26 protein-coding genes are annotated in these 24838 nt (G+C 66.5%); 14 read left to right on the plus strand and 12 right to left on the minus strand.

The genetic code is table 11. The annotated features are described in order from the left end of the window. Positions 1-45: 45 nt before the first annotated feature. From E2K76_RS01905 to E2K76_RS01925, 5 genes are read left to right on the plus strand one after another with little or no spacing between them, the layout of a single operon-like run. The gene (locus E2K76_RS01905; protein ID WP_136682568.1) at positions 46-1008 is read left to right on the plus strand and encodes an aspartate carbamoyltransferase catalytic subunit; all 963 of its coding nucleotides are present in this window, start codon (positions 46-48) and stop codon (positions 1006-1008) included. Beyond that, the gene (gene rmuC / locus E2K76_RS01910; RefSeq protein WP_246032854.1) at positions 1005-2492 is read left to right on the plus strand and encodes a DNA recombination protein RmuC; all 1488 of its coding nucleotides are present in this window, start codon (positions 1005-1007) and stop codon (positions 2490-2492) included. The genes E2K76_RS01905 and rmuC overlap by 4 nt, the downstream gene beginning before the upstream one ends. Then, a complete protein-coding gene (pyrC, locus tag E2K76_RS01915) occupies positions 2489-3763 on the plus strand; it encodes a dihydroorotase (RefSeq protein ID WP_136682569.1) in 1275 nt (424 codons plus the stop codon). The genes rmuC and pyrC overlap by 4 nt, the downstream gene beginning before the upstream one ends. Beyond that, the gene (gene plsY, locus E2K76_RS01920) at positions 3750-4358 is read left to right on the plus strand and encodes a glycerol-3-phosphate 1-O-acyltransferase PlsY (RefSeq protein ID WP_136682570.1); all 609 of its coding nucleotides are present in this window, start codon (positions 3750-3752) and stop codon (positions 4356-4358) included. The genes pyrC and plsY overlap by 14 nt, the downstream gene beginning before the upstream one ends. Beyond that, complete coding sequence (locus E2K76_RS01925; protein ID WP_136682571.1) at positions 4358-4816, plus strand: GNAT family N-acetyltransferase; 459 nt, start codon at positions 4358-4360, stop codon at positions 4814-4816. Before plsY ends, E2K76_RS01925 begins: the two co-directional genes overlap by 1 nt. Here E2K76_RS01925 and E2K76_RS01930 read toward each other — a convergent pair. The 3 genes from E2K76_RS01930 to E2K76_RS01940 are packed head-to-tail and all read right to left on the minus strand — an operon-like array spanning position 4795 to position 7367. Further along, the gene (locus E2K76_RS01930) at positions 4795-6117 is read right to left on the minus strand and encodes a glutamate--cysteine ligase (RefSeq protein ID WP_136682572.1); all 1323 of its coding nucleotides are present in this window, start codon (positions 6115-6117) and stop codon (positions 4795-4797) included. The genes E2K76_RS01925 and E2K76_RS01930 overlap by 22 nt on opposite strands. Before the next feature lie 51 nt (positions 6118-6168). After that, positions 6169-6657: a hypothetical protein gene (locus E2K76_RS01935; protein WP_136682573.1), complete on the minus strand. Its 489-nt coding sequence runs from the start codon at positions 6655-6657 to the stop codon at positions 6169-6171. Beyond that, the gene (locus tag E2K76_RS01940) at positions 6654-7367 is read right to left on the minus strand and encodes a 16S rRNA (uracil(1498)-N(3))-methyltransferase (protein ID WP_136682574.1); all 714 of its coding nucleotides are present in this window, start codon (positions 7365-7367) and stop codon (positions 6654-6656) included. The genes E2K76_RS01935 and E2K76_RS01940 overlap by 4 nt, the downstream gene beginning before the upstream one ends. Positions 7368-7439: 72 nt before the next feature. Here E2K76_RS01940 and ubiA point away from each other — a divergent pair, with 72 nt between their 5' ends. The 3 genes from ubiA (at position 7440) to E2K76_RS01955 (ending at position 10764) form a co-directional block, all read left to right on the plus strand. Continuing rightward, positions 7440-8372: a 4-hydroxybenzoate octaprenyltransferase gene (ubiA, locus tag E2K76_RS01945; RefSeq protein ID WP_136682575.1), complete on the plus strand. Its 933-nt coding sequence runs from the start codon at positions 7440-7442 to the stop codon at positions 8370-8372. Positions 8373-8453: 81 nt separating this feature from the next. Continuing rightward, entirely contained in the window at positions 8454-10439 is a 1986-nt protein-coding gene (locus tag E2K76_RS01950; protein ID WP_246032855.1) for an OmpA family protein, read from the plus strand. A 4-nt stretch (positions 10440-10443) separates the two neighbouring features. Then, a complete protein-coding gene (locus tag E2K76_RS01955; protein ID WP_136682577.1) occupies positions 10444-10764 on the plus strand; it encodes a hypothetical protein in 321 nt (106 codons plus the stop codon). Here E2K76_RS01955 and E2K76_RS01960 read toward each other — a convergent pair. Next, positions 10755-11462: an alpha/beta hydrolase gene (locus E2K76_RS01960; protein WP_136682578.1), complete on the minus strand. Its 708-nt coding sequence runs from the start codon at positions 11460-11462 to the stop codon at positions 10755-10757. The two genes, E2K76_RS01955 and E2K76_RS01960, sit on opposite strands and share 10 nt — an antisense overlap. Positions 11463-11537: 75 nt before the next feature. Here E2K76_RS01960 and E2K76_RS01965 point away from each other — a divergent pair, with 75 nt between their 5' ends. The 3 genes from E2K76_RS01965 to E2K76_RS01975 all read left to right on the plus strand — a co-directional run bounded on the left by E2K76_RS01965 (position 11538) and on the right by E2K76_RS01975 (position 14316). Further along, positions 11538-12815 (plus strand): hemolysin family protein, encoded by a 1278-nt coding sequence (locus E2K76_RS01965; RefSeq protein WP_136682579.1) that lies wholly within the window; start codon positions 11538-11540, stop codon positions 12813-12815. Positions 12816-12828: 13 nt separating this feature from the next. Continuing rightward, positions 12829-13809 carry a hypothetical protein gene (locus tag E2K76_RS01970; RefSeq protein WP_136682580.1) on the plus strand — a complete coding sequence of 327 codons (981 nt, stop codon included), beginning with the start codon at positions 12829-12831 and terminating at the stop codon, positions 13807-13809. 87 nt (positions 13810-13896) lie between these two features. Then, entirely contained in the window at positions 13897-14316 is a 420-nt protein-coding gene (locus E2K76_RS01975; protein ID WP_136682581.1) for a PACE efflux transporter, read from the plus strand. Here the strand turns inward: E2K76_RS01975 and E2K76_RS01980 are convergent. Beyond that, entirely contained in the window at positions 14313-14906 is a 594-nt protein-coding gene (locus tag E2K76_RS01980; protein ID WP_136682582.1) for a LysE family translocator, read from the minus strand. The two genes, E2K76_RS01975 and E2K76_RS01980, sit on opposite strands and share 4 nt — an antisense overlap. Positions 14907-14960: 54 nt before the next feature. Then, a complete protein-coding gene (locus E2K76_RS01985) occupies positions 14961-15647 on the minus strand; it encodes an SIMPL domain-containing protein (RefSeq protein ID WP_136682583.1) in 687 nt (228 codons plus the stop codon). 253 nt (positions 15648-15900) lie between these two features. On the opposite strand from E2K76_RS01985, the gene E2K76_RS01990 reads away from it, so the two are divergent. After that, positions 15901-18030: a hypothetical protein gene (locus E2K76_RS01990; protein WP_136682584.1), complete on the plus strand. Its 2130-nt coding sequence runs from the start codon at positions 15901-15903 to the stop codon at positions 18028-18030. Positions 18031-18082: 52 nt separating this feature from the next. Here E2K76_RS01990 and E2K76_RS01995 read toward each other — a convergent pair whose 3' ends face one another. The 5 genes from E2K76_RS01995 to E2K76_RS02015 form a co-directional block, all read right to left on the minus strand. After that, positions 18083-18592 (minus strand): CarD family transcriptional regulator, encoded by a 510-nt coding sequence (locus tag E2K76_RS01995; protein ID WP_136682585.1) that lies wholly within the window; start codon positions 18590-18592, stop codon positions 18083-18085. A 225-nt stretch (positions 18593-18817) separates the two neighbouring features. Next, complete coding sequence (fdxA, locus tag E2K76_RS02000) at positions 18818-19156, minus strand: ferredoxin FdxA (protein WP_136682586.1); 339 nt, start codon at positions 19154-19156, stop codon at positions 18818-18820. 114 nt (positions 19157-19270) lie between these two features. Further along, positions 19271-19570, minus strand: a complete 300-nt coding sequence (locus E2K76_RS02005; RefSeq protein ID WP_169053182.1) for a S4 domain-containing protein — start codon at positions 19568-19570, stop codon at positions 19271-19273. A gap of 22 nt (positions 19571-19592) precedes the next feature. Next, on the minus strand, positions 19593-22337 hold the full coding sequence (locus E2K76_RS02010) for a helicase-related protein (protein ID WP_136682587.1): 2745 nt from the start codon (positions 22335-22337) through the stop codon (positions 19593-19595). 6 nt (positions 22338-22343) lie between these two features. Further along, the gene (locus tag E2K76_RS02015) at positions 22344-22895 is read right to left on the minus strand and encodes a tetratricopeptide repeat protein (RefSeq protein WP_136682588.1); all 552 of its coding nucleotides are present in this window, start codon (positions 22893-22895) and stop codon (positions 22344-22346) included. A gap of 71 nt (positions 22896-22966) precedes the next feature. On the opposite strand from E2K76_RS02015, the gene E2K76_RS02020 reads away from it, so the two are divergent. Next, positions 22967-23251, plus strand: a complete 285-nt coding sequence (locus tag E2K76_RS02020; RefSeq protein ID WP_136682589.1) for an SCP2 sterol-binding domain-containing protein — start codon at positions 22967-22969, stop codon at positions 23249-23251. Next, positions 23248-24102, plus strand: a complete 855-nt coding sequence (locus E2K76_RS02025; protein ID WP_136682590.1) for an alpha/beta fold hydrolase — start codon at positions 23248-23250, stop codon at positions 24100-24102. The genes E2K76_RS02020 and E2K76_RS02025 overlap by 4 nt, the downstream gene beginning before the upstream one ends. On the opposite strand, the gene E2K76_RS02030 is transcribed toward E2K76_RS02025, so the two are convergent. Then, positions 24092-24817 carry a proteasome-type protease gene (locus E2K76_RS02030; protein ID WP_136682591.1) on the minus strand — a complete coding sequence of 242 codons (726 nt, stop codon included), beginning with the start codon at positions 24815-24817 and terminating at the stop codon, positions 24092-24094. The genes E2K76_RS02025 and E2K76_RS02030 overlap by 11 nt on opposite strands. Between the last annotated feature and the right edge of the window lie 21 nt (positions 24818-24838).

The following is a 24838-nucleotide window of genomic DNA, read 5'->3' on the forward strand; positions in this document are numbered from 1 at the left end:
CCGACCTTTCTATAAGCCGCCAAAGCCCCGAGGAAAGGAGCCGCCATGAGTTTCCGCGCACGCCACCTTCTTGGGATCGAGCATCTGGCCCCGGACGAGATCCGCGCCGTGCTCGACCTTGCCGACCGCTATGTCGAGCTGAACCGCCGCACCGAAAAACGGTCGGACGTGCTGGCAGGCATGACCCAGATCAACATGTTCTTCGAAAACTCCACCCGCACGCAGGCCAGTTTCGAACTGGCGGGCAAACGGCTTGGTGCGGATGTGATGAACATGTCCGTCGCCCAGTCCAGCGTGAAGAAGGGCGAGACGCTGATCGACACCGCCCTGACGCTGAACGCGATGCACCCTGACCTTCTGGTCGTGCGGCACGGCGCATCGGGCGCGGTGAACCTGCTGGCGGAAAAGGTGAACTGCGCGGTGCTGAACGCGGGCGACGGGCGGCACGAACATCCGACGCAGGCGCTTCTGGACGCGCTGACCATCCGCCGCGCCAAGGGCCGCATCCACCGCCTGACCGTCGCGATCTGCGGTGACGTGCAGCACAGCCGCGTCGCGCGGTCGAACCTGATCCTGCTGGGCAAGATGGAGAACCGCGTCCGCCTGATCGCCCCCCCCACGCTTATGCCGTCAGGAGTGCAGGAGTTCGGCTGCGAGGTCTATGACGACATGAAAAAGGGCCTCGAAGGGGCCGATGTCGTGATGATGCTGCGGCTTCAGAAGGAACGCATGGACGGCGGCTTCATCCCGTCCGAACGCGAATATTTCCACCGTTACGGTCTGGATGCCGAAAAGCTGGCCTTCGCAAAGCCCGACGCCATCGTGATGCACCCCGGCCCAATGAACCGCGGGGTGGAAATCGACGGCACCATCGCCGACGACATCAACCGCAGCGTCATCCAGGAACAGGTGGAGATGGGCGTCGCCGTCCGCATGGCCTGCATGGACCTTCTGGCCCGCAACCTTCGCGCCCGGCGCGGAGCCGCCGCAGCCGAGGTGATGGCGTGACCGAGGCCGAAATCCTCGCCTTGTTCGAGGCGAACCGCACCGGCATCTTCGCCATCGGCGCGGCGCTTCTGGGCCTGCTTCTGGGTTGGCTGCTGCGCCGCCCGGACCGCACACAAGAAACCGCGCTGGCGCAGGATCTTGCGCGCAGCGAAGCGGAAATCGCCACCCTGTCCCGCAAGGCCGAAGATCTGACGCTGACCCTGTCCGAGGAACGCCGCCACGTCGGCAACCTGCGGGACGAGCTTCGCGCCGAATCCAACGCCTGTGCCGCGCTTGAATCCGGCCTGCGCGCCGAAACCCGCCGGGCCACCGATCTGGCCGAACGCCACCGCGCGACGCTGGAAACCTTTGAGGACACTCGCGCCCAGCTTTCCGAAGCGCGCGTGGACCTGTCGCACATGACCGCCGTTCTGGACAAGGAACGCGCCGCCGCGTCCGAGAAGATCGAGCTTCTGTCCGCCGTCCGCGCCGATATGGAAAACCGCTTCAAACAGCTTGCCGCCGAATCGCTGCGCCTGAACGGCGAGGAGAGCAAACAGCGCCTCGACGCCGCGCTGGCCCCGCTGAAGCAGCATGTGGACCATTTCCAGCAGGAACTCCGCAACGTCCATGACGGCGCGCTGAAGGACCGTCAGGCGTTGAAGACCGAGATCGAAACCCTGACCCGCCGGTCTGAGGAAGTCAGCCGCGAGGCCGTCGCCCTGACCCGCGCGCTGAAAGGCGACAAGCAGCGGCAGGGCGCGTGGGGCGAGATGATCCTCGAAAACCTGCTGGAGCGGTCCGGCCTACGCAAGGGCGAGGAATATCTGGTGCAGGAGCATCGCGTGTCCGACGAAGGCGGGCGTTACCGTCCCGACGTGGTCGTGCGGATGCCGGACGGCAAGCGGCTGGTGATCGACAGCAAGGTATCGCTGGTCGATTACGAAACCTGCGTGAACGCGGAAACCGAACTGGAGGCCACCGCCGCCCGCGCCCGCCACATCGCCGCCCTGCGCCGCCACGTCCAGACCCTGTCCGACAAGGCCTACCATTCGCTGGAGGATGGCTCGGTCGATTACGTCGTCATGTTCATCCCGATCGAGGGCGCCTTGTCCGAGGCGCTGCGCGACATGGGCGATCTGACCACGATGGCATTCGAAAAATCGGTGACGATCGCCACGCCGACCACGCTGATGATGGCGCTGCGGACGATTTCCAACGTCTGGACGATCGAGCGGCGCAACCAGAACGCCGAAGACATCGCCCACCGCGCCGGCCGTCTTTACGAAAAAGTCGCAGGTTTCGTGGATGACATGGAACGGGTGGGTAAGGCGCTTGGCACCGCGGGCAGCGCCTATGACGACGCGATGGGCAAGCTTTCGACCGGGCGCGGCAACGTGCTGTCGCAGGTGGAAACGCTGAAGACGCTGGGTGCCAAGACGACCAAGGCCATCCGCACCGATTTCGACCATGACGACCCCAAAGGTATAGAGGCGGCAGAATGAGCACTTACATCACCAATGCCCGCCTGATCGACCCCGAGGCGTTGACCGAAACCACCACGAGCCTGCTGATCGACGGCGGCCTGATCGCGGAGATCGGCGGCCCCGCCCCCGAGGGCGCAGCAGTCATAGACGCGAACGGCAAATGCCTTGCCCCCGGCATCGTCGACATGGGCGTGCGCATCGGCGAGCCGGGCGACCGCCACAAGGAAAGCTTCCGCAGCGCCGGGCTGGCGGCGGCGGCTGGCGGCGTGACCACGATCATCGCCCGCCCCGACACCTCCCCCGCCATCGACACGCCCGAGGTGCTGGAATTCGTCACCCGCCGCGCGCGCGAGGCATCCCCGGTCCGCATCCTGCACATGGCCGCCCTGACCAAAGGCCGCGAAGGGCGCGAGATGACCGAGATCGGGTTCCTTCTGGACGCCGGTGCCGTCGCCTTCACCGATGCCGAGGCGGTCTGCACCAACACCAAGGTCCTGAACCGCGCCTTCACCTATGCACGGTCGCTTGGCGCGCTGGTCATCGGCCACCCGCAAGAGCCGGGCCTGTCCGCAGGCAGCGCGGTGACGAAGGGCAAGTTCGCCTCGCTCCGGGGCCTTCCCGACGTGCATCCGATGGCCGAACGCATGGGTCTGGATCGCGACATCGCCTTGGTGGAAATGACCGGCGTGCGCTATCACGCCGATCAGGTGACCTCGGCCCGGACATTGCCCGCCTTGGAACGTGCTAAGGCCAACGGCTTTGATGTGACGGCGGGAATCTCGATCCACCACCTGACGCTGAACGAATACGACGTCGGCGATTACCGCACATTCTTCAAGGTGACCCCGCCCCTGCGATCCGAAGAAGACCGGCTGGCGATGGTCGATGCCGTCGCATCCGGCCTGATCGACATCATCTGTTCCATGCATACCCCGCAGGACGAGGAATCCAAGCGCCTGCCCTTCGAGGACGCCGCCTCGGGTGCCGTGGGGCTGGAGACGCTGCTGCCCGCCGCGATGCGCCTTTACCACCAGGGTGGTCTGACCCTGCCGGAGTTGTTTCGCGCCATGGCGCTGAACCCCGCGAAACGGCTGGGCCTGCCGCAAGGCCGCGTCGCCGTCGGTGCGCCTGCCGATCTGGTGCTGTTCGATCCGGACGCGCCCTTCGTCATGGATCGCTTCGCGCTGCGGTCGAAGTCGAAAAACACGCCCTTCGACGGGCAACGGATGGAGGGACGCGTCATCGCGACCTTCGTGAACGGTCAGAAGGTGTTCGATGCCGCTCCTTGAAACTCCCATCCCCATGCTGGCGCTGGTTGCGGTGCTGGCCTACCTGCTCGGCTCCATCCCCTTCGGCGTGCTGATCACGCGGGCCATGGGGCTGGGCGATCTGCGCGCCATCGGGTCCGGCAACATCGGCGCGACCAACGTGCTGCGCACCGGCAACAAGGCGGCGGCGGCGGCGACACTCATCCTCGACGGGGCCAAGGGCGCAGTGGCGGTGCTGATCGCCCGCGCAATCTTTGCCGAGGATGCAGCGCAGCTTGCAGGTCTTGCGGCGTTCCTCGGGCATCTGTTCCCGGTCTGGCTGGGATTCAGGGGCGGCAAGGGCGTTGCGACCTTCCTTGGCACGATCCTTGCGCTGGCTTGGCCCGTGGGTCTTCTGGCCTGCGCAACCTGGCTGCTGGTGGCGAAACTGTTCCGCTACTCCTCGCTTTCGGCGCTGGTGGCGGCGGTGGTCTCGCCCATCTTCGCCATCCTGACGGGGTATCAGACGGTGGCGTTGCTTTGCGCGCTGCTGGCGCTTCTGGTGCTGATCCGGCATGACGCCAATATCCGCCGCCTGATCGCAGGAACGGAACCGAAGATCGGCCAGAAATCCTGATGGCCCGCATCCGTTCCGTCACCGCGACCGACCTGCCCGACCTTCTGCCGCTGATCGCCGCCCTTGCAAGCCATCACGGCGACAAGGCGACGGCCACCCTTGCGATGCTTGAACGCGACTTCACGAGCGCGACCCCGTGGCTGCACGGGTTGATGGCCGAACGTGACCTGCGCCCCGTCGCCTATGCCGCGCTGTGCCCGACCGCGCAGCTGCAATTCGGCGCGCGCGGGCTGGACATCCACCATCTTTATGTCGAACCCGAACATCGCGGCAAAGGCCTTGGCCGCCGCATGGTCGAAGCGTGCGAGCAGAAGGCCGCCATCCTCGGCTGCACCTATCTGACCGCAGGCATTGCGCCGGGGAACGAGGATGCGCGCGCCGCCTATCTGGCGATCGGGTTCCACCAGATCGGGGACACCCGCTTCCGCTTGGACCTTCAGAGCGCCATGGCGTCATAGACGCGGGACAGATCGCCGCCCCATTCGCCGTCATAGGCGGCGATCAGGTCATCCGCAGGCACACGGCCCGAGGCGATGCTGTCCTCCAGCACGTCAAGGAACCCTTCCTCGCCCTGCCCGCGCGCGGCCAGCCCGGCCCGCGACAGGCGCAGGGCCTCGCGCGCCAGATCCAGAATCCCGGCCCCCTGCAACGCATCGACCGAAGCCGCCACACGCAGCGCCTCGCGCCCTTCGGCATCGAAACCCTTCACCAGATCCCAGGCCGCATCCAGCGCGCCCTGATCATACATCAGCCCGACCCAGAACGCGGGCAGCGCGTTCAGGCGAGAGACGGGGCCGGCATCGGCGCCCCGCATCTCGATGTATTTCTTCACCCGCGCCTCGGGGAAGACGGTCGTCATGTGGTCGGCCCAGTCCGAAAGCGTCGGCAGTTCCCCCGGCAGCGCCGGAAGCTGGCCCTTCAGGAAGTCGCGGAACGACTGGCCCAGCGCGTCGATGTATTTCCCGTCGCGATAGACGAAATACATCGGCACGTCCAAAACCCAGTCGACATAACGCTGAAAGCCCATCCCATCCTCGAACACGAAGGGCAGCATCCCGGTGCGGCTGTCGTCCAGACCGCGCCAGATGCGCGAGCGCCAGCTTTTATGCCCGTTCAGCTTGCCGTCGAAGAAAGGCGAGGAGGCGAACAGCGCCGTCGCGACAGGCTGAAGCGCCAGCGCCACGCGCAGCTTGCGCGTCATGTCGGCTTCGGATGCGAAGTCGAGGTTCACCTGCACCGTCGATGTGCGATACATCATCTGCGTGCCATGCGTGCCGACGCGGCCCATGTAATCGGTCATCAGGCGATACCGCCCCTTGGGCATGACCGGCATCTGCGCGCCCGACCATTCCGGCGCCGCGCCCATCGACATGAACCGCAGGCCCATCGGCCCCGCGATCTCGGCCACTTCCTCCAGATGGTTCTGAAGCTCGGCCGCGGTCTGGTGGATCGTCTCCACCGGCGCGCCGGACAATTCGAACTGCCCGCCCGGTTCAAGCGAGATATTCGCCCAATCGCGCGACAGGCCGATCAGCTTGCCCTGTTCCTCCACCCGCTTCCAGTTGAAGCGGTGGGCAAGCCCTTCCATCAGGGCCTGGATCGCATCGTATCCGGCGGGCGAGTGATCAGGCATGAAGCCGAACTTCTCGTGCTCGGTCCCGATGCGGAACGCCTCATGGGGCTTGCAGCCGCTTTCCATGTAAGCGGCAAGCTGGTCGAAACTTTCGATCGGGCCGCCGCCCTGCTGGGGAATGGACATCTGCGCCTCGGCCTGACCTTTAGGAATGCATGACCTGTCCTGCCGGACGGCTCAAGTCAAGACCCGCAAATGGCGGGCCCAGACGACCGTGTCGGGTTTGGCTGCAAGAAGTCGCGAAACGTCCATTCCCGGCAGGGCCGCGAAGGCATCGAACAGCTTGTCCGCCCCCGCCGCATCGACCGGGATCAGAATCGCCTGCCCGTCCGACTGGCGCAGCCGCCACATGCGCCGCCCCTGCACCGACAAAAGCCGCAATTCCACCAGTTCCGCGATGGAGACGAATCCGCCGATCTCGGGCGCGAGATAGCTGATCTGCCCTTCGTCCACCGACACGACCCCGAGGCCATCGCCGCTGCCGGCAAAACGCATCCGCCGCCGGGCGTTCAGCGCCAGCGCCGCGCCCAAGGCAAGCAGCAGCGCCCCGATCGGCCCCAGAAGCCAGCCCTTGCCCAACAGCCACAGCCCAAAGACCGCGATCGCGCCCGCCGCGATCACCTCGCGCCAGCGGTGCAGACCTTCGCGGATCTCGGGGCGGATCATCCCCAGTCCCCCAGCAGCGATTGCCACAGCGCCATCGCCGCCACCGCCGCCGTATCCGCCCGCAGGATGCGGGGGCCAAGGCTGACCGGAACCACCTGCGGCATCGACCGCAGCCGCGCCTGTTCCGGCTCGGCAAAGCCGCCCTCCGGCCCGATCAGGATCGCCCACGGGCCGGTCGCCCCCTCCAGCGCCGAACGGGCCGTCACCAACGTCTCGTCGCACCACATGATCCGCCGGTCCGACGGCCAATCCGCCAGCAGGCGATCCAGCTGGATCAGGTCCGTCACCTCGGGGACATACGTGCCGCCGCATTGCTCTGCCGCTTCCACCGCATGGGCTTGCAGGCGGTCCTGCCGGATGCGTTCGGAATTGGTGAATCGCGTCTGCACCGGAACGATGCGCGACGCCCCCATCTCGGCTGCCTTTTCGACGATGAAATCCGTGCGCGCCTTCTTGATCGGCGCGAACAGCAGCCACAGATCGGGCGGAAGCTGGAGCGGCCGTTTCCGTTCGGCGCAGATCAGCGTGCCGCCGCGCTTGCCCGCGTGGCCGACGACCGAGCGGAACTCGCCGTCGCGGCCGTTGAACAGCGCAACCTCGGCCCCTGCAGCAAGGCGCATGACCCCGAACAGGTAATGCGCCTGACCTTCGTTCAGAGCCACCTCGGCGCCATCAGACAAGGGCGCATCCACGAACAATCTGATCTTCATTTCCCTTGAATAGCCGCAGCGGTTGCCCGCCACAACGCCGCAGCCTACAAAGCCGCAAAACGGAGGCCCAAGATGACGCAATTCGGACAGGTGGCGGACGCGGTTCCCGGCAACTGGGTGGACAGGCTGGCCCCGGAATGGACGCGCCCCTATCTGCGGCTGTCGCGCGCCGACCGCCCCGTGGGGACGTGGCTGCTGCTGATCCCCTGCTGGTGGGGTCTGGCGCTGGCAATGGGGGCCGGGGTTCCGATGTGGTTCGACCTGTGGATCGCCGTCGCCTGCGCCATCGGGGCCGTGCTGATGCGCGGCGCGGGATGCACATGGAACGACATCACCGACCGCGACTTCGACGGTGCGGTGGCGCGGACCCGGTCGCGTCCCATCCCCTCGGGTCAGGTCACGACGCGGCAGGCCGCCGTATGGATGGTGATCCAAATCGCGCTGGCGGCGGTGATCCTGTTCAGCTTAGGCCTTCCGGCCATCGTGCTGGGGATCATGGCGCTGGTGCCGGTGGCCATCTATCCGTTCGCCAAACGGTTCACATGGTGGCCGCAGGTCTTCCTTGGCATCGCGTTCAACTGGGGCGTTCTGCTGGCCTGGGCCGCGCATGGGCGCACCTTGGGCGTGTCGGTGCTGTGCCTCTATCTTGCCGGGATTGCGTGGACGCTGTTCTACGACACGATCTATGCCCATCAGGACAAGGAGGACGACGCGCTGATCGGCGTCAAATCCACCGCGCGCCTGTTCGGGAACGACACGCGCGAATGGCTGATCGGGTTTCTGGTCGCGGCCTCGCTTCTGGCGGCGATGGCCGTGACGATCAGCCTGCGCGGCGCGCCGCTGCTGATCGCGCTGGCGGGGGTGCTCGCCTTTGCGCTGCACATGGTCTGGCAGCTTCGCAGGCTGGAAATCGACGATCCCGACCTGTGCCTGAAACTGTTCCGGTCGAACCGCGACGCGGGGTTGATACTTGCGCTGTTTCTCGCCGGTGCCGCAATCGTGTAATTGCCCCTGCGCGGCAGGATGCATAAACCCGCGGCACAGCCTGAAAAACGGGAAATCCCTATGCCCCTGCCGCGGAAAATCGTGACCCCTGCCATCTTCCTTGGTGCCGCCGGCCTTGCCGCGCTGGGCGCCACGGTCGCGGCGGGCATGATCGAGGACCGGTCGGAAGCCGCTATCGCCGAACGTCTGGCGACCGAAGGGGTGGATTTCGCCTCCGTCCGCTCGGACGGACTGGCTGTCCACATCACCGGCACCGCCCCGACCGAGGCTGCGCGCTTTCGCGCCGTGAACATCGCGGGCGGCGTGGTCGAACCCTCGCGCATCCGGGACGAGCTGGACGTGGCTCCCGCCCGCGCGATCGACCTGCCGGACTTCTCGGTCGAGATGCTGCGGAACGAAGGTGACGTGTCGCTGATCGGCCTTGGCCCGGACGAGACCGCCGCCGAACAGGCCCGCGCCCTGCTGCCGGATGCCAATGTCTCGGACATGCTCGAAACCGCCGCCCACCCGGCCCCCGAGGGGTGGGACGACGCGCTGGCCTTCGGGATGGAGGCGCTGAAGCTCCTGCCCCGGTCCAAGATCTCCGTCTCGCCGGGCCGGGTCGAGGTCACGGCGATTTCCGACAGCGAGGACGAGAAACAGGCGTTCGAGACGCAGCTTGCCGCGCTGGCCAAGGGGCTGGACACCGAGATTTCCATATCCGCCCCCCGTCCCGTTCTGACGCCCTTCACCCTGCGTTATGTCCGCGACGAGGATGGCGCACGCTTCGATGCCTGCGCTGCCGATACCGAGGCCGCGCGGGATGCGATCCTCGCCGCAGCCGAGATCGAGGCCGAGTGCATCATCGGCCTCGGAACCCCTTCACCCCGCTGGGGCGAGGCTGCCGCCGCCGCCATCGACGCGGTGGACGCGCTGGGCGCGGGCAGCGTGACCTTCGCCGATGCCGATGTCACGCTGACCGGGGTGGCGGGGTCCGACCGCGCCGCCTTCGACCGGATCGTGGGAGGGCTGCAATCCTCGCTGCCCGAGGTGTTCTCGCTGACCGCGACCCTGCCGGAGCCGCCGGAGGAGACGCCCGAAGGCCCCGCCGAATTCACCGCCGTTCTGAGCCCCGAGGGCGAGGCCACCGTCGCGGGCCGGGTCAAGGACGAGCTGTCGCAGAATGCCGTCCTCGGCTTTGCCCGTGCGCAGTTCGGCGCGGGCCGCACCGCCGGATCGCCGCTGGTCGATGCGGAAATGCCGCGCGGCTGGTCCGTGCGCGTCATGGCCGGGCTGGAGGCGCTGGGCATCCTGGAGCATGGCACACTGCGCGTGACACCCGATCTGGTCGAAGTGTCGGGCGTGACCGGATCGAAGCTGACCCAGCAGCAGATCACGCAGGTTCTGTCGGGCAAGCTGGGTCAGGGGCAGGAGTTCAAGGTCACCGCCACCTATGACGAGGATCTGGACCCCAATGCCGCCCTGCCCACCCCCGAGGTCTGCGTAAGCCGCCTGAACGGTGCGATGGCCGCGAACAAGATCGCCTTCGCGCCGGGATCGGCCGAGATCGAATCCTCGGCGCGCGAGACGCTGAACGCGCTGGCGGCGGTGCTGCTGGACTGCCCGCATCTGTCGTTCGAGATTCAGGGCCATACCGACAGCCAAGGCAGCGAGGGCGGCAACCGTTCGCTGTCGCAGGCCCGCGCCGATGCGGTTCTGCTGGCGCTGCAAGGTCGCCGCCTGCCGATCGACCGCCTGACCGCCGTGGGCTATGGCGAGGCGAACCCCATCGCCGACAACAGCAGCGAAGAAGGCCGCGAGACCAACCGCCGGATCGAGTTCCATCTGACCGACGTTGCCCCCGATCCCAATGCCCCGCCCGAAGATCAGGCTGCCGCCGTGATCCAGCAGGTCGAGGAACGTCTGTTCCCCGAAGGCGAGGAGGAGCTTCAGCGCATTCCCTTCGACGAGGTCAGCGGTTCCGGCGACGGCGAGGGCGAGGAAGCCCCCGAGGAAGCGGTTGACCCCAACCGTTCTTTCGCGCCACAGAACATCATGCCGCCCCGCCGCCGACCCGAACAGGAATAACGCCTTGGACCGCACCGCGCTGATCGCCGCCACTTCCGTCATCCTTTTCATCGCCTTTGCGATGGGCTGGTTCGCGCGCTGGATCGCCACGCGCCTGTCGCCCATCAACGGGCGCATGGACGAGGTGGACCGCCTTGCCCAATCCCTGCACGAAGCCGAGGAGATGCGCGATCAGGCCATCGTCATGATGGAAGAGCGCGAGCGCGAGCTCGAGGCGCAACTGGCCGAGGCGCAGGCCGACCTGCGCGCCACGATGGAGGGCCTGCGCGAAGCCCGGCAAGAGGTCGAGATGATGCAGGCCGAGATCGAACGTCTTCAGCCCTGAAGCAGCACATCGAGCAGCGGCGAGGGCCGCTCCAGATCCTCGATGACGTCGAAGTGATGCCGCCCCGGGGCCACGGTCCAGGGGCAATCCCAAACCTCGGACAACACCCTCGCCTGCCATAGGAAGGCGGGGCGTTCCTGCCCGCCGACATGAACATGGACGGGGCACAGGGGGCGATGGCTGACCGGGCTTTGCGCCGCAGCCTCCGCCGCGTTCAGCCGCAGCGTCTGGTTCATCGGATGGTCCAGAAACGGGCGCAGGTCCGCCAAGGGCGAGATCGGCACCACCCGCTCCACCGCGATCCGCGTCGCCACCATCGCCGCCAGATGACCGCCCGCCGAATGCCCCGTCACCACGATGCGCGGCGCGGCCAGGGCCCGCACCGCCGCGCAGACCTGATCGACCATCGCGCCGATCCGGGCGGCAGGGGCCAGCGTGTATCCCGGCATCGCCACCGACCATCCCTGCGCCAGCGCCCCCGCCGCCAGATGCGACCAGTCGCGCGGCCCCGTCTCCATCCAGAAACCGCCATGCACGAAAACCATCACCCCCTTGGGCGCGGGAAACTGGAACAGGTCCATCCCGGCCACCGTTTCGGGCGGATGCGCGCTGCGAAACGATTCAGCCTTTGCGCGCCATGTCGCGAAATATTCATCACCGCCCGGAATATGTGCGGAATTGGCATAGTTGTCAGACATCTTCGCGCCTCGGTGCTTGCGTGAACGACCCGTTTGGCCCTATCCAGAAACTTCCCAGACAACAAAGGCAAGAAAGTGCTGTTCGAACTCCTGATCGTCGCTGCCCTTATCCTGATCAATGGCGCATTGGCCATGTCGGAACTGGCGGTGGTTTCCTCTCGTCCTGCGCGGCTCAAAGGGCTGGCTGAGGGGGGCAGCACAGGGGCCGCGACAGCCTTGAGGCTGGCCGAGGACCCCGGCCGCTTCCTGTCCACGGTCCAGATCGGCATTACGCTGGTGGGCGTTCTGTCCGGCGCGTTTTCCGGCGCGACGCTTGGCGCGCGTTTCGCGAACTTCCTTGCGGCCGAAGGCGTGCCGGGCGCGCAGACCATCGGCGTCGGCGCGGTGGTCGTTCTGCTGACCTATCTTTCGCTGATCGTGGGCGAGCTGGTGCCCAAGCAGATCGCGCTGAAAAACCCCGAAGGGGTCGCGGCCAAGGTTGCCCCGGCGATGCTGATCCTGTCCAAGGTCGCGGCGCCGATCGTCTGGGTTCTGGATTTCTCGGGCCGGATGGTGCTGAAACTTCTGGGCGTCGAGGAGGACAGCAAATCCCGCGTCACCGAGGAGGAGGTCCGCACCATCCTTGCCGAAGCGCATGTGGAAGGCGTGATCGAATCCGGCGAACAGGACATGCTGACGGGCGTGATGCGTCTGGCCGACCGTTCGGCGTCGCAGTTGATGACGCAGCGGCGCGATGTGGTGTCGATCGACCTTGAAGCCACGCCCGAGGAAGTGATGCAGGTCATCCGCGACAGCCGCCGCCCTCGCCTGCCCGTCCGCAGCCGCGTGACGGACGAGGTTCTGGGCGTGCTCTATGTCACCGATGCCTTTGCGGCCCTGTCGCAGGGCGAGCCGCTGGACGTCGGCAAGCTGATGCGCGAAGTCCCCGTCATTTCCGACGCCACCGACGCGCTGAACGTGATCGAGATCCTGCGCGCCTCGCCGAACCACATGGCGCTGATCTATGATGAATATGGCAGCTTCGAGGGGATCATCACCACGGGCGACATCCTTGAAGCGATCACGGGCGCGTTCCGCGAAACGCTGGCAGACGAGCCGTCGCTGGTCGAGCGCGAGGATGGCAGCTATCTCGTGGCCGGCTGGATGCCGGTGGACGAGTTCTGCGAACAGCTTCGCATCCCGCGCGAACTGGCCGGCGATTACGAAACCGTGGCGGGGCTCGTGCTGAACCAGCTTCGCAAGATGCCGGCATTGGGCGATTGCTTCGTGCGCGAGAACTGGCGGTTCGAGGTGATCGATCTGGATGACCGCCGCATCGACAAGGTGCTGGTCACACGCATCCCGGTGGGCTGATCTTCGGATCGCGATGACACGCCCCTTCAACATCCTTGCCATCGGGCAGTCGGGCCGCCTCCAATACGAGGCGATCCTGCTTGCATCCTCGCTTCGCCTTCGCGATCCGGGCTTTGCGGGGCAGTTGTTCATCGCCGAACCGCAGCCGGGGCCGCTCTGGCCCGACGATCCGCGCATGGACGCGCATGCCCGCGCGGCGCTGGAAGAACTGGGTGCGACGATCCTGCCGTTCCAGAACCGCATCTGGGGCGCCGCCTATCCCAACGGCAACAAGATCGAGGCGCTGGCCGCCCTGCCGGATGCGCCGTTCCTGTTCCTTGATACGGACACCGTGGTGACCGGGCCGCTGTCGGGCGTTGCCTTCGACTTCGCCCGCCCCTCCGCCTCGATGCGGCGCGAGAATACATGGCCGACCGAGGAGCTTTACGGCCCCACGCAGGCGAAGACATGGGCGGCGCTTTACGATCTGTTCGGGCTGGATTTCGCCTCCAGCCTCGATCCCGCGATGCCCGAAGGATACTGGCGGCGGCATCTTTACTTCAACGCGGGCTGGTTCTTTCACGAAAGCCCGCAAGCCTTCGGCGCAAGGTTCGCGGATTGGGCCACCCGTCTGTGGACCGCGCCGCCCGACATCCTTGCCCTGCAACCGCTGACCCCGTGGCTGGACCAGATCGTGCTGCCATTGGTGATCCATTCCTTCGGCGGCGGACGACCGGGGCCGGAACTGGCAGGGCTGGACGGCGATCTGACCTGCCACTGGCGGCTTCTGCCGCTGCTCTATGCCCGCGAATCCGACCATGCCGTGCGGGCGCTTGAGGAAGCCGCAGCGCCGAACCCGGTTAAGAAGGTGCTGCGCGAATATGGGCCGATGAAGAAGATGATCTATCAGGGTCAGGGAGCGCAGGTCCGCGCCATGTTCGACCGCGCCGCCCTTCCCCGGCGCGAGCAGGCGATCCGCAACGCGATCAAGCGCGAGGGCCTCTGGACTCGGTAATTCCGGTGCCTATATTGGCCCCCGAGAGGACGACCTCCCCCATCAGGGAACCAATCGGGACGGCCCGGCAAACGATGGGGAAGAACCATGCGCACCACCGGCGACCGTATCCGTCACGCCCTCAGCTTCGAAATCATCGGTCTGGCCCTGTTCACGCCGCTTGCCGCTGTGGGCTTCGGAATGCCGGTCCATGATGTCGGCGTCGTGGCCGTCGTGGGCGCGACGCTCGCGACCTGCTGGAACTATGCCTACAACCTCTGCTTCGACAAGGCGATGAAGCGGCTGCGCGGCACGGTCCACAAGACGGTCGCGCTGCGCGTCCTGCACGCGATCCTGTTCGAAGGCGGGCTTCTGGTGATGATGCTGCCCTTCATCGCATGGTATCTGGGCGTCACGCTCTGGCATGCGCTGGTGATGGATGCGGCCTTCGCGCTGTTTTATTTGGTCTATGCCTTCGTGTTCAACTGGGCCTATGACCGCGTCTTCCCCCTGCCCGCCAACGCCTAAAGCGTCAGCACCGGCCAGAGCGAGGCGACCAGAAGCGCCGCCATCGTCCAGTTGAACGCCCGCAGCCGCGCGGGGCTGGACAGGAAGCGGCGCAGTTCGGTCCCCATCCACGACCAAAGCAGCACGGACGGGATCGAGATGACCGCCGACGTGATGCCCACGATGGCGACCGAGGCAAGGCTGCGATCGGCGGCATAGACCGTCACCGCCGTCAGCGCCCCGGCCCAGGCTTTGGGATTGATCCACTGGAACATCGCCGCCTGAAGGAAGGTCATCGGCCGCCCCCCTTCGACCGCCGGGCCGGGAGGGGCGGAATTGGCGATCTTCCACGCCAGATAAAGCATATAGCAGGCGCTGGCGATCTTCAGCGCATCCACCGACCAAGGCGCGGCCTGAAACAGACCCGCCAGCCCGATCCCCATCACGAAGACCATCACGCCGAAGCCGATCAGGATGCCGCCCATATGCGGCACCGTCCGGCGCAGGCCGTAATTCGCCCCCGACGCCATCAGCATCAGGTTGTTCGGCCCCGGCGTGGTCGAGGCGACGAAGGTGAAGGCGACAAGCGCAAGAAAGATGTCGAGGGTCATGGCTTCGTCCTGTTCAGAACGAAGCCATGCCTCAGGCGGCGCGGGGCCGCAAGATCACTCGGGCTGGTCGATCGCGAACTCGACCGTGACGGATGCGCTGCGGCTGACCTCGCCGCCCGCGACGGGAACGCCGACTGCGGCACTGTCCATGCGGAACATCGGACGCGGCGGCTCGGCTGCACCGCCTTCGGAGATGGACAGAATATCGCCCAGCCCCACGCCCGCCGCTTCGGCCAGCAGACGCGCACGCGCCAGCGCATCGGCCACGGCCAGCTTGCGCGCCTCGTCCAGCACAGGGGCCGGATCGGCCAGATCGAAGGTCACGCCGTTCAGCGTGTTCGCCCCGTCCGACACCGCCGCATCAAGCACGCCGCCAAGGCTGTCGATCGCCCGCACCCGCACCGTCAGCACGTTCGACGCGATATAGCCGCTGATCGTCGGTGCGGCGTTGTCGGCCTGCGTCCAGTTCGGGTTCAGCGACAGGCCCGAGGTCTGAAGGTCGCGATCCTCGACCCCCGCGCCCTTCAGCCGGTCCAGCACGGTCTGAAGCGCGGCCGAATTACCGGACATCGCTTCGGCCGCCGTCGCGCCTTCGGTGGTCACGCCAAGCGTGATCGTCGCGATGTCGGGACGGGCATCGACGCGCCCTTCGCCGGTGACGGTGATGCGCGGCGCCTCGGCCATTGCGGCCATCGGCAGTGCCAATGCGGTGCCCAGCGCCAGCGCCTTGATGATCTTCATGTCAGTCCTCCTTGACTTTAAGCGACATTTTCCTGCCCGAAGTTCGACTGCAACGCGAATTTCAGGTCTTTTTCTTTCCTTCGGCGAAAAGGTGCTGTAAAAATGAAACAGCCGCGTTGCGGACATCGCCCTTCCCGGAAACTGTGTTAGACCCCGCGACATGAAACCCGGCTTTGCCCTTCTATTCTCTGACGAAACTGTTGCCCTTCTCCACCGCGCGCAAGACGGCTGGCATCAAATCGGCGTGGCCCGCGTGGCGGACCCCGATCTTGGCGATGCAATGGCCACCCTGCGCGGCAGGGCCGAGGCGCTGGCCCCGGACGGTTTCGCAACCAAGCTGCTGATCCCCAATTCGCAGATCCTCTATACCTCGGTCACCGCGTCGGACGATGCCGCGATCCGGCGTGCCGTGGACGGGCTGACCCCCTATTCGGTGGACGATCTGGTCTATGACTGGCAGGCCGATGGCGACAGCACCCGCGTCGCGCTTCTCGCGCGCGAGACGCTGGACGAGGCCGAGGGCTTCGCAAACGATCACGGCATGCGTCCGGTCGGTTTCGCCGCCATCCCGCCCGAGGGGAAATTCCCGCGCGAGCCGTGGTTCGGCCCGACCCTGACCGCCCCCGCCTCGTTGGCCGAGGGCGAAGTGGCCGAGGGCGACGCGCAGCCCGTCATCATCGTGGAGGCGCCCGAGCCCGAAGTGCCGCCCGCCCCGCCGGAGGCCGAGCCGGAACCCGTGATCGCTGCCGAACCCGAGCCCGAGCCGGTTCCCGAACCGGCGGTGGTCTGGCAGGCCCCTGCTGAACCCGAACCGGAACCGGAGGCCCCAGAAGAGCCCGCCCCGCGGCCCGAACCCGCGCCGCAGCCCATCTTCGATCACCCATCCTTCCAAAGTCAGCGCCCGAAACCGGTCGAGTTCGCCGCGACCCGAGAGCAGCGGCCCGCGAAATCCACGCGGCGCGAGCCGGGCATGCGGACGGAACCCAAGCTGGCCGAGCGCGATGCCCCCTTCGTCGATCTGTCCCGCCCGTCCGAGCCGCCGGTGGCCAATCGCACGCCCGACCTGACACCGCCGCCGCTTCGGGCAAAAGCGACGCCGCCGCGCCCGACCCCGGTCGTCGCGCCGCTGCGCGAGGCCGCGAAGCCGCAGGAGCCGGTCCGCACCCGCACCGATCCGTTCGGGGCCGGCATTCCGCCGAAAGGGTCGCCGAAATTCCTCGGGCTGATCCTGACGGTCCTGCTGCTTCTGGTGCTGGCGGCGATCGCGGCCTGGTCGTCCTATTACATCGCCGATCTTTGGGGCACCGAGGAGGAGGAGGTCGTCGTGGCGCAGGTGGAGCCTGCGGCGGCGGCAGAACTTCCCCCCGCGGCACCCGAAGCCGCCGAGACGGTGGCCGACCAGCCGCCCGAAGCCACCTCGCAGGACGAGATCGCGCTGACGACCACCGATGCGCCGATGCCGGACGCCGCTGCACAGGTCGCGGCGCTGGTTCCGGCCACCCCGGACATCCGGCCCGATACCGCAGCCGCCCCGCCGCCCTTCGGCACCGACTATGCCTTCGACGACGAGGGCCGGATCGAGCCGACCGAACAGGGCGTCGTGACCCCCGATGGCGTCACGCTGGTCGAAGGCGCGCCGCCCAAGGTGCCGCCGCCCCGCCCCGCGCCCGCCCCCGGTGCCGAAGCCGCTGCCGAAGCCCCTGCGCCTTCGGTCGATCCGGCGCTTGCCGATGCCCGGCCCCGGATGCGCCCCGAAAGCGCGCCCGCCGAAGCCGCACCTGCGCAAGAGGCCGAGCTTGGGATCACCTCCAGCCCCCGTCCGCGCGAGCGGACCGAGAGCGTGGTCGAAGCCGCACGGCCGACGGATGCCGCCTCGCTCGTCGCGAGCGATACTGGCACCGCGCTGGCAGTGGCGATCTCGCGCCGTCCTGAAATGCGGCCCTCGGGCATCTCGAATTCCTCGGTCCAGGCGGCGCTGACCGCCGCGATGGCGGAACCCGCAGCCCCGCGCGCCGCACCGCAGGCGACCGTGCAGCGGGCCGCGATCCGCGCGCCTGAACCGGCCCCCGTCCCCGCCGCCCGCACCGAACAGGAAGCCGACGACGAGCCGGAGGCCGCCGTCGTGCCGCGCATCCCCACCCGCGCCTCGGTGGCGCAGCAGGCCACGATGGTCAGCGCGCTGGACCTTGGCCGCATGAACGTGATCGGGATTTCCGGCACGTCGTCCAATCGTGCGGCGCTGATCCGGCAATCCAACGGCCGCGTGTCGCGGGTCAGGGTCGGGGACAGGGTGGATGGCGGCACCGTCGCCGCGATCACTGAGAACGCCGTGCATTACCAGAAGGGCGGCAGGATGCTGGCGCTGGAAATGCCCCGAGGATAAAAAAAGCCGCGATCCGAAGATCGCGGCCTTTTTCTTGGGCGCTGGGCGTTTTTCAGGCGGCGCGGGACAGCAGGACCTCGTCCACCTGCTTTTGCGCACCGGCTTCATCCACACCCGACACGGCGGCGACTTCGCGGGTCAGACGCTCCAGCGCAGCTTCATAGAGCTGACGTTCGGAATAGGACTGTTCGCGCTGGTCGTCCGACCGGTGCAGGTCGCGCACGACCTCGGCAATCGACATCAGATCGCCGGAATTGATCTTCTGTTCATATTCCTGCGCGCGGCGCGACCACATTGCGCGTTTCACGCGGGCCTTGCCCTTCAGCGTGTCCAGTGCCTTGGCGACCACGTCGGGCGCCGACAGCGACCGCATGCCGATTTCGGTCGCCTTGTGGGTGGGAACGCGCAGCGTCATCTTGTCTTTTTCAAACGAGATCACGAAAAGCTCCAGCCGAAGGCCGGCGATTTCCTGTTCTTCGATGGACATGATCTTGCCGACGCCATGGGCGGGGTAAACGACGAAATCGTCCGGGCGAAACTCAGGCTTCTTGGTCTTGGTCATCCGTTTCCTCTTTTCACCCTGCCTGACACAAAATTCACCCGCCGAAGGCATCTTCGGCGGCAATGACGTGAATCTGGCATCAGAAAAACGGCCCCAAGGCGAAAAGCCAGCGGGACAGTCAGGCTTCATGCTAGTTTTGTGACATCTGTATAGCACAAAAAACGACCGATTCCAACTGCCGCCTTAAAGCGGTCAGCCTTGGATCACGCCGCCGTGCAATAAGCTTCAGTTGCCCTCGCCCGGTTCGGGGCTGAAGTATTTTTCCAGCTTCCCAGTCTCGCCGTCGCGCTCTTCGTATCCCGGAAGCGGGTCGCGTTTCTGGGTAATGACGGGCCAGAGTTCCGCGTATTTGCGGTTGAACTCGACCCAATCCTCCATATCCGGTTCGGTATCCGGGCGGATCGCATCGGCGGGGCATTCGGGTTCGCACACGCCGCAGTCGATGCATTCGTCCGGGTGAATGACCAGTGTGTTCTCGCCCTCGTAGAAGCAATCCACCGGGCAGACCTCGACGCAATCGGTGTATTTGCAGGCGATGCAGTTGTCGGTGACAACATAGGTCATGGCTTGGCTCTGGATATGAATTCGCGATCGTTACCTATTCCCCAGCGGCGCAAGGTGCAAGCGTGTCGGGACAGGAAAGACCGCAGAAGGGCAAACTTGCCGCGCCGGGGAACGTCATTCCCCTTCGTTGGCGGGGCGCGGAACATCCTCCGCCAGATCGTCGTAAAGCGCCTGCGCTTCGGAAGCCGGTCCCCGACGCAGGGGCATGTCCAGAATGCGGATCACCCGGATTCGACCGCCCTGCGGGAAGGTCAACGCATCGCCGTCGCCAACCGCATGGGCGGGCTTGCGCGTCTTTTGCCCGTTTACGCGGACATGGCCGGATTCGACCAGTTCGGTGGCGACGGTGCGGGTCTTGCAGAACCGGGCCTGAACCAGCCACTTGTCCAGCCGCATCGTGGCGCGCGACGGAATCTCGCTGCGCGCCACGAAAGGGTCAGCCCTTGTTCTTCAGAGCCGCAAGAACGGCGAAGGGGTTGTCCGGGTCGATCTTTGCCGGACGCTCGGGGCGCGCTTCGAAGTTGCGGGGCTTGTCGCTCCGCTCGCGCTCTGGCTTGCCCTTGCCCTTCGGCTTGCCCTTGAAGCCTTCGCGCGGCGGGCGCTCGCCCTCGGGCTTGCGCGGCGGGCGGTTGTTTTCGCGGCGCGGACGCTCGGCCTGCTCGCGGCGGCGCGGGGCCCATGTGAAGGTATAGAAGCTTTCGACCTCGACCGGCGCTTCGGGCGCGGGTTCAACAGCCTCGACCGTCTCGGCCTCCGCCGCCGTTTCCTCGGCAGGTGCTTCGGCAACGGGTGCCTCTGCGGGTGCGGGACGCGACTTGGGACGCTCGCCCTTCTCGCCCTTATAGCCGAGGCCACCCATCAGGTCCGCGAACTGCTCCAGCGTCATGCCGGTGATCGACAGCATCTCGGGGGTGGCTTCGAAGCCTGCGCGGCTGTCCTTGGCGCGCAGCAGGTCGGCCAGACGTTCCAGCATGTCGATGCGGATCGCGCGCGTGCCCGCAGGGTGATAGCCTGCCAGGGTATAGTGCATCTTGGGCACGTCCGGGATATTCGGGATCGTGACCAGCCCCGGGGGCGGGCTTTCAGGAAATTCCTGCAGGTTGTTCGTCAGCGACCACAGAACCAGACGCAGCCGGGTCGGCGCGGGTTTCAGCAGCAGGGGCAGGAAGACCGTGAACTGGCCGAACCGCACGCCATGCTTGCGCAGGACGGAACGCGATTCCTGATCCAGCGCCTTCACTTCCTCGGCGATGGCGTCGCGGGGCAGCACGCCCAGCCCTTCGACCAGACGGAAGGCGAAACCGCGGGCAAGGCCCGCCAGCGTCTCGTCCCGGCTCATGGCCAGCAGCGGCTCGAATTGGGCAGCGACCTTGCGGTCGATGAAATGCTGAAGGCGGCGGCGGACCTTTTCGGCCACTTCCTCGCCAGCATCCTCGTCCACGAAAGCCTGCACCTGCGGGCGCAGCGGCTCGGGTCCGGCGACCAGCTTGCCGACGGCCTGATCGCCCCACATGAGGCCACCTTGCTCGGTGAAGTCCATCTCGGTATCGGGGGCGTTGTAGAAACGGTCCGCCCGAAGGTGGAATTCGGGACGCAGCGCCTGCACCGCCGCCTGCCGCAGCGTCTTCGCCTCGTCCGGCGAGCTGCTGGCATCCTGGCGGAAGCGGAACCCTTCCAGACGGCCGACGAATTCGCCTTCGACCGTCACTTCACCCTTGTCGTTCACCTCGGCCACGAGGGTCTCCTTTTGCTTCAACCGGCGCATCAGAACCGAAGTGCGCCGATCGACAAATCGTTGGGTCAACTGCGCGTGAAGCGCATCCGACAGGCGGTCTTCTACAGCGCGAGTCTCATCCCGCCAATGGGATTCGTCTTCGACCCAGTTTTTGCGCTGCGCGACATAGGTCCATGTGCGGATATATGCCAGCCTGCGCGAAATCGCGTCGATGTCGCCATGGGTGCGGTCGATGCGCGCGATCACCCCCGCCAACCAGTCGTTCGGAACGCGGCCGCCCTGCAGAAAGCCGAAGATGCGGGACAGAAGGCTGGTATGCTCGCCCCCCGATTTTCCGCGGAAATCGGGAATGCGGCAGACATCCCACAAAAGCTTGACCGATTGCGGGCTTTGCACGCGGTCCATGATCTCGGGCATGGCCGCCAGCGCCTTCAGCGCGTGCAGATCGTCCGCTTCGCGCGTGCGGATCAGCCATTCGTTGTCCGTCGGTGCCTCCAGGCTGGCGACAAGCTTGTCCACCGTGCCGAATTCCAGCCGGTCGCTGCGCCATTGCAGCTTGCGGATCGGGGCGAAGCGGCTCTCCTCGATGGCGCGGACGACTTCCGGCTCCAACGGCCCTGCCTCGCCGGTGACGCCGAAGGTGCCGGGTTCGGTATGCCGCCCCGCCCGGCCCGCGATCTGGGCAAGCTCGTGCGGGAACAGGGGACGCATCCGCCGCCCGTCGAACTTCTCGGTCGAGGAAAACGCCACATGCCGGATGTCGAGGTTCAGCCCCATCCCGATGGCATCGGTGGCGACAATATAATCCACATCACCGTTCTGATAGAGTTCGACCTGCGCGTTCCGCGTGCGCGGCGACAGCGCGCCCATCACGACCGCGCAACCACCCTTCTGCCGCCGGATCAGTTCTGCGATCGCATAGACGTTGTCGACCGAAAACCCGACGATGGCGCTGCGGGCGGGCATCCGGCTGATCTTCTTCGACCCAGCCCATGTCAGTGTCGAGAATCGGTCGCGTTTCACGAATTGCACATTCGGGACCAGCGCGGCGATGGCGCTGCGCATCACCTCGGACCCCATGAACATCGTCTCGTGCAGGCCCCGCGCATTCAGAAGGCGGTGCGTGAACACATGCCCGCGTTCGGGGTCGCCGCACAGCTGGATCTCGTCGATGGCGACGAAATCGGCGCCGATCTCCTGCGGCATCGCCTCGACGGTGCAGACCCAGTATTGGGTGCGTTCGGGCACGATCCGTTCTTCGCCCGTGACCAGCGCCACGACCGAAGGGCCGCGCTGCGCGACGATGCGGTCATAGACCTCGCGCGCCAGAAGCCGCAGCGGCAGGCCGATGACGCCCGTCCGATGCCCCAGCATCCGCTGGATCGCGTGATGCGTCTTGCCGGTATTCGTCGGCCCAAGGACCGCCGTGACCTGTCCGGTCCGCATGAGCTGTCAGATCTCCTGGCCTTCGGTGTCGGCTTCCAGCCGGTCCACGGCCTCCCTTACGCCAGCCAGATTGGGATGTATAGCAAGGGCGGCCTTGTAAGCTTCCAGCGCCTGCTTGGGGCGGTCCATCTCCTCGAACATCGCCGCCAGCCCGCTGATCGCGCCGAAATGATGCGGGTTCAGGGTCAGGGTCCGTCCGATATCCTCGACCGCCTGCCCATAGAGCCCCTTCTGAAAGAACGCGAGGGCGCGCGCGTTCCAACCTTCGGCAAAATCCGGCGCGTGGTCGGTCAGGGCGGTGAAATGTTCGATCGCGGCGTCGATGTCGCCCGCCTCCAGCGCCTCGTTCCCGCGGGCCAAGAGCAGGTCCATCGACGCAGAGCCGGATTTCGACCACTCCGCCGTGATCTGCCGTTCGATCCTCGGCGCCTCCTCGGGGGTGGCCTTGGCAAGCTGGTCATACAGCGCATCCATGTCCTGCGCCCACACCGGGGCGGCCAGAAAAATCGGCACGATTGCCGCAAGGAGACGATTGTGAAACAGAAGGCGCGCTTTCATAGTTGGCATCGTAACGCGCGCCGGGGGAAAAGCCAGTTCCCTCCCGGTCACGAATGAAGGAAGATACGGGCATGAGCAAGGTTATCGACGGCGCGGTCGCGCTCTTGGGCAGCAAGCTGCGGAATTTCGACGGCAGCGCGAAGTTCGTGCTGGACGGCGAGGGCACGATCATCGCCGACGCATCGGGCGTGCGCGCGGGCGATGGCGAGGCCGACGTGACCCTGACCGCCAGCGCCGAAGTGTTCCGCGCGATCCTGGAGGGTGAGATGAACCCGACCACCGCCTTCATGACCGGCAAGCTGAAGGTGGACGGGTCCATGCCCATGGCGATGCAGCTTGGCGCCGCGCTGAGTTGATCCGCTGGTTGCGCACGGATGACGGCATCCGCATCCGTGCCGCCCGATGGGAGGGCGGTGCGGAGACGATCCTGCTGCTGCCGGGCCGGACCGAATATATCGAGAAATATGAGGATATCGCCGCCGAGTTCGTCTCGCGCGGCTTTTCCGTCGTGACGCTGGACTGGCGCGGACAGGGGCTGTCGGATCGCGCCCTGCCCGATCCGATGATCGGCCATGTCCTCAGCTTTCGCGAATATCAGCGCGACCTTCAGGCGGTGCTGCCGCTGGCCGGGGATCGCCCGCTGATGCTGGCGCATTCGATGGGCGGCTGCATCGGGCTGCGGGCGCTGACCTCGGGGCTGAAGGTGCGAGCCGCGGCCTTCACCGCGCCGATGTGGGGCATTCCGCTGGGCCGGTTCATGCGCCCGCTGGCGCGGCTGGTGGCGGGCAGCTCGCCCCGGCTGAACCGCTCGCACGTTCTGGCACCGGGCACCTCGCGCACGACCTATGTGCTGGAGGCGGCCTTCGCCGGCAACACCCTGACCGGGGACGAGGCGCAATGGAACCGGATGCGCGAACATGCGGCGGACAGCGCGCTGACCCTTGGCGGGCCCAGCCTTGGCTGGCTGAACGCGGCGCTGCGCGAGACGGCGTCGCTGGCCCGCCTGCCCTCGCCCGCCGTGCCTGCGCTGGTGCATCTGGGCACGCGCGAACGGGTGGTGGACCCCGCCCCGATCCGCGACCGCATGGCCCGCTGGCCCGGCGGCACCCTGACGCTGGCCGAAGGGGCCGAGCATGAGATCATGATGGAAAGCGCCCCGATCCGCAGCGCCTTCATCGACGCGGCGGCGGATCTGTTCAGACGGTGATCTGCGAAAACCCTTCGCGCAACGCGTTCGACCACGCCTCGGACATCTTGCGGAAATCGTCGTCCCCCGCCTCGATCCGCCGCTTTTCCTTCACGCACAGCCCGTCGCGTTCGATGATCGCCAGATCCAGCGGCATTCCCACCGACAGGTTCGACCGCAGCGTCGAATCCATCGACAGCAGCACCGCCTTCACCGCATCGGCCAGCGGGGTTTCCGGCGTCACCACCCGGTCGAGGATCGGCTTGCCGTATTTATGCTCGCCGATCTGAAGATAGGGCGTATCCTCGGTCGCTTCGATGAAGTTCCCCTCGGGATAGATGAGGAACATCCGCATCTCTCCCCCGCGCCGCTGCCCGGCAACGATCAGGCTGGCCGAGGCGTGCTGGCGCATCGCGGCCAGCTTGTCATCCACGTCGGCGCGCACTTCGGCCAGCATGTTGCCGATCAACTCGGCCACCTTCAGCATGCTGGGCGCCTTGAGGATCGACGTCTCGCTGTCGGAATCCGAGCTTTCGATCTTTTCACGCAGGCGGGCGATGGTGGTCTGCGTCACCGACAGCGAGCCGGCGGTCATGATGGTGATGACCCGTTCGCCCGGCTCCTCGAACACGAACATCTTGCGATAGATGGCGATGTTGTCCAGACCCGCATTGGTGCGCGTGTCGGACAGAAGGACCATGCCTTCCTTCAGCAAAAGTCCAACGCAGTAAGTCATGGCAATTTCCCGGGTCAGTTC

It is taken from the genome of Falsirhodobacter xinxiangensis, assembly GCF_004959935.1.
Classification (GTDB): Bacteria; Pseudomonadota; Alphaproteobacteria; order Rhodobacterales; family Rhodobacteraceae; genus Falsirhodobacter; species Falsirhodobacter xinxiangensis.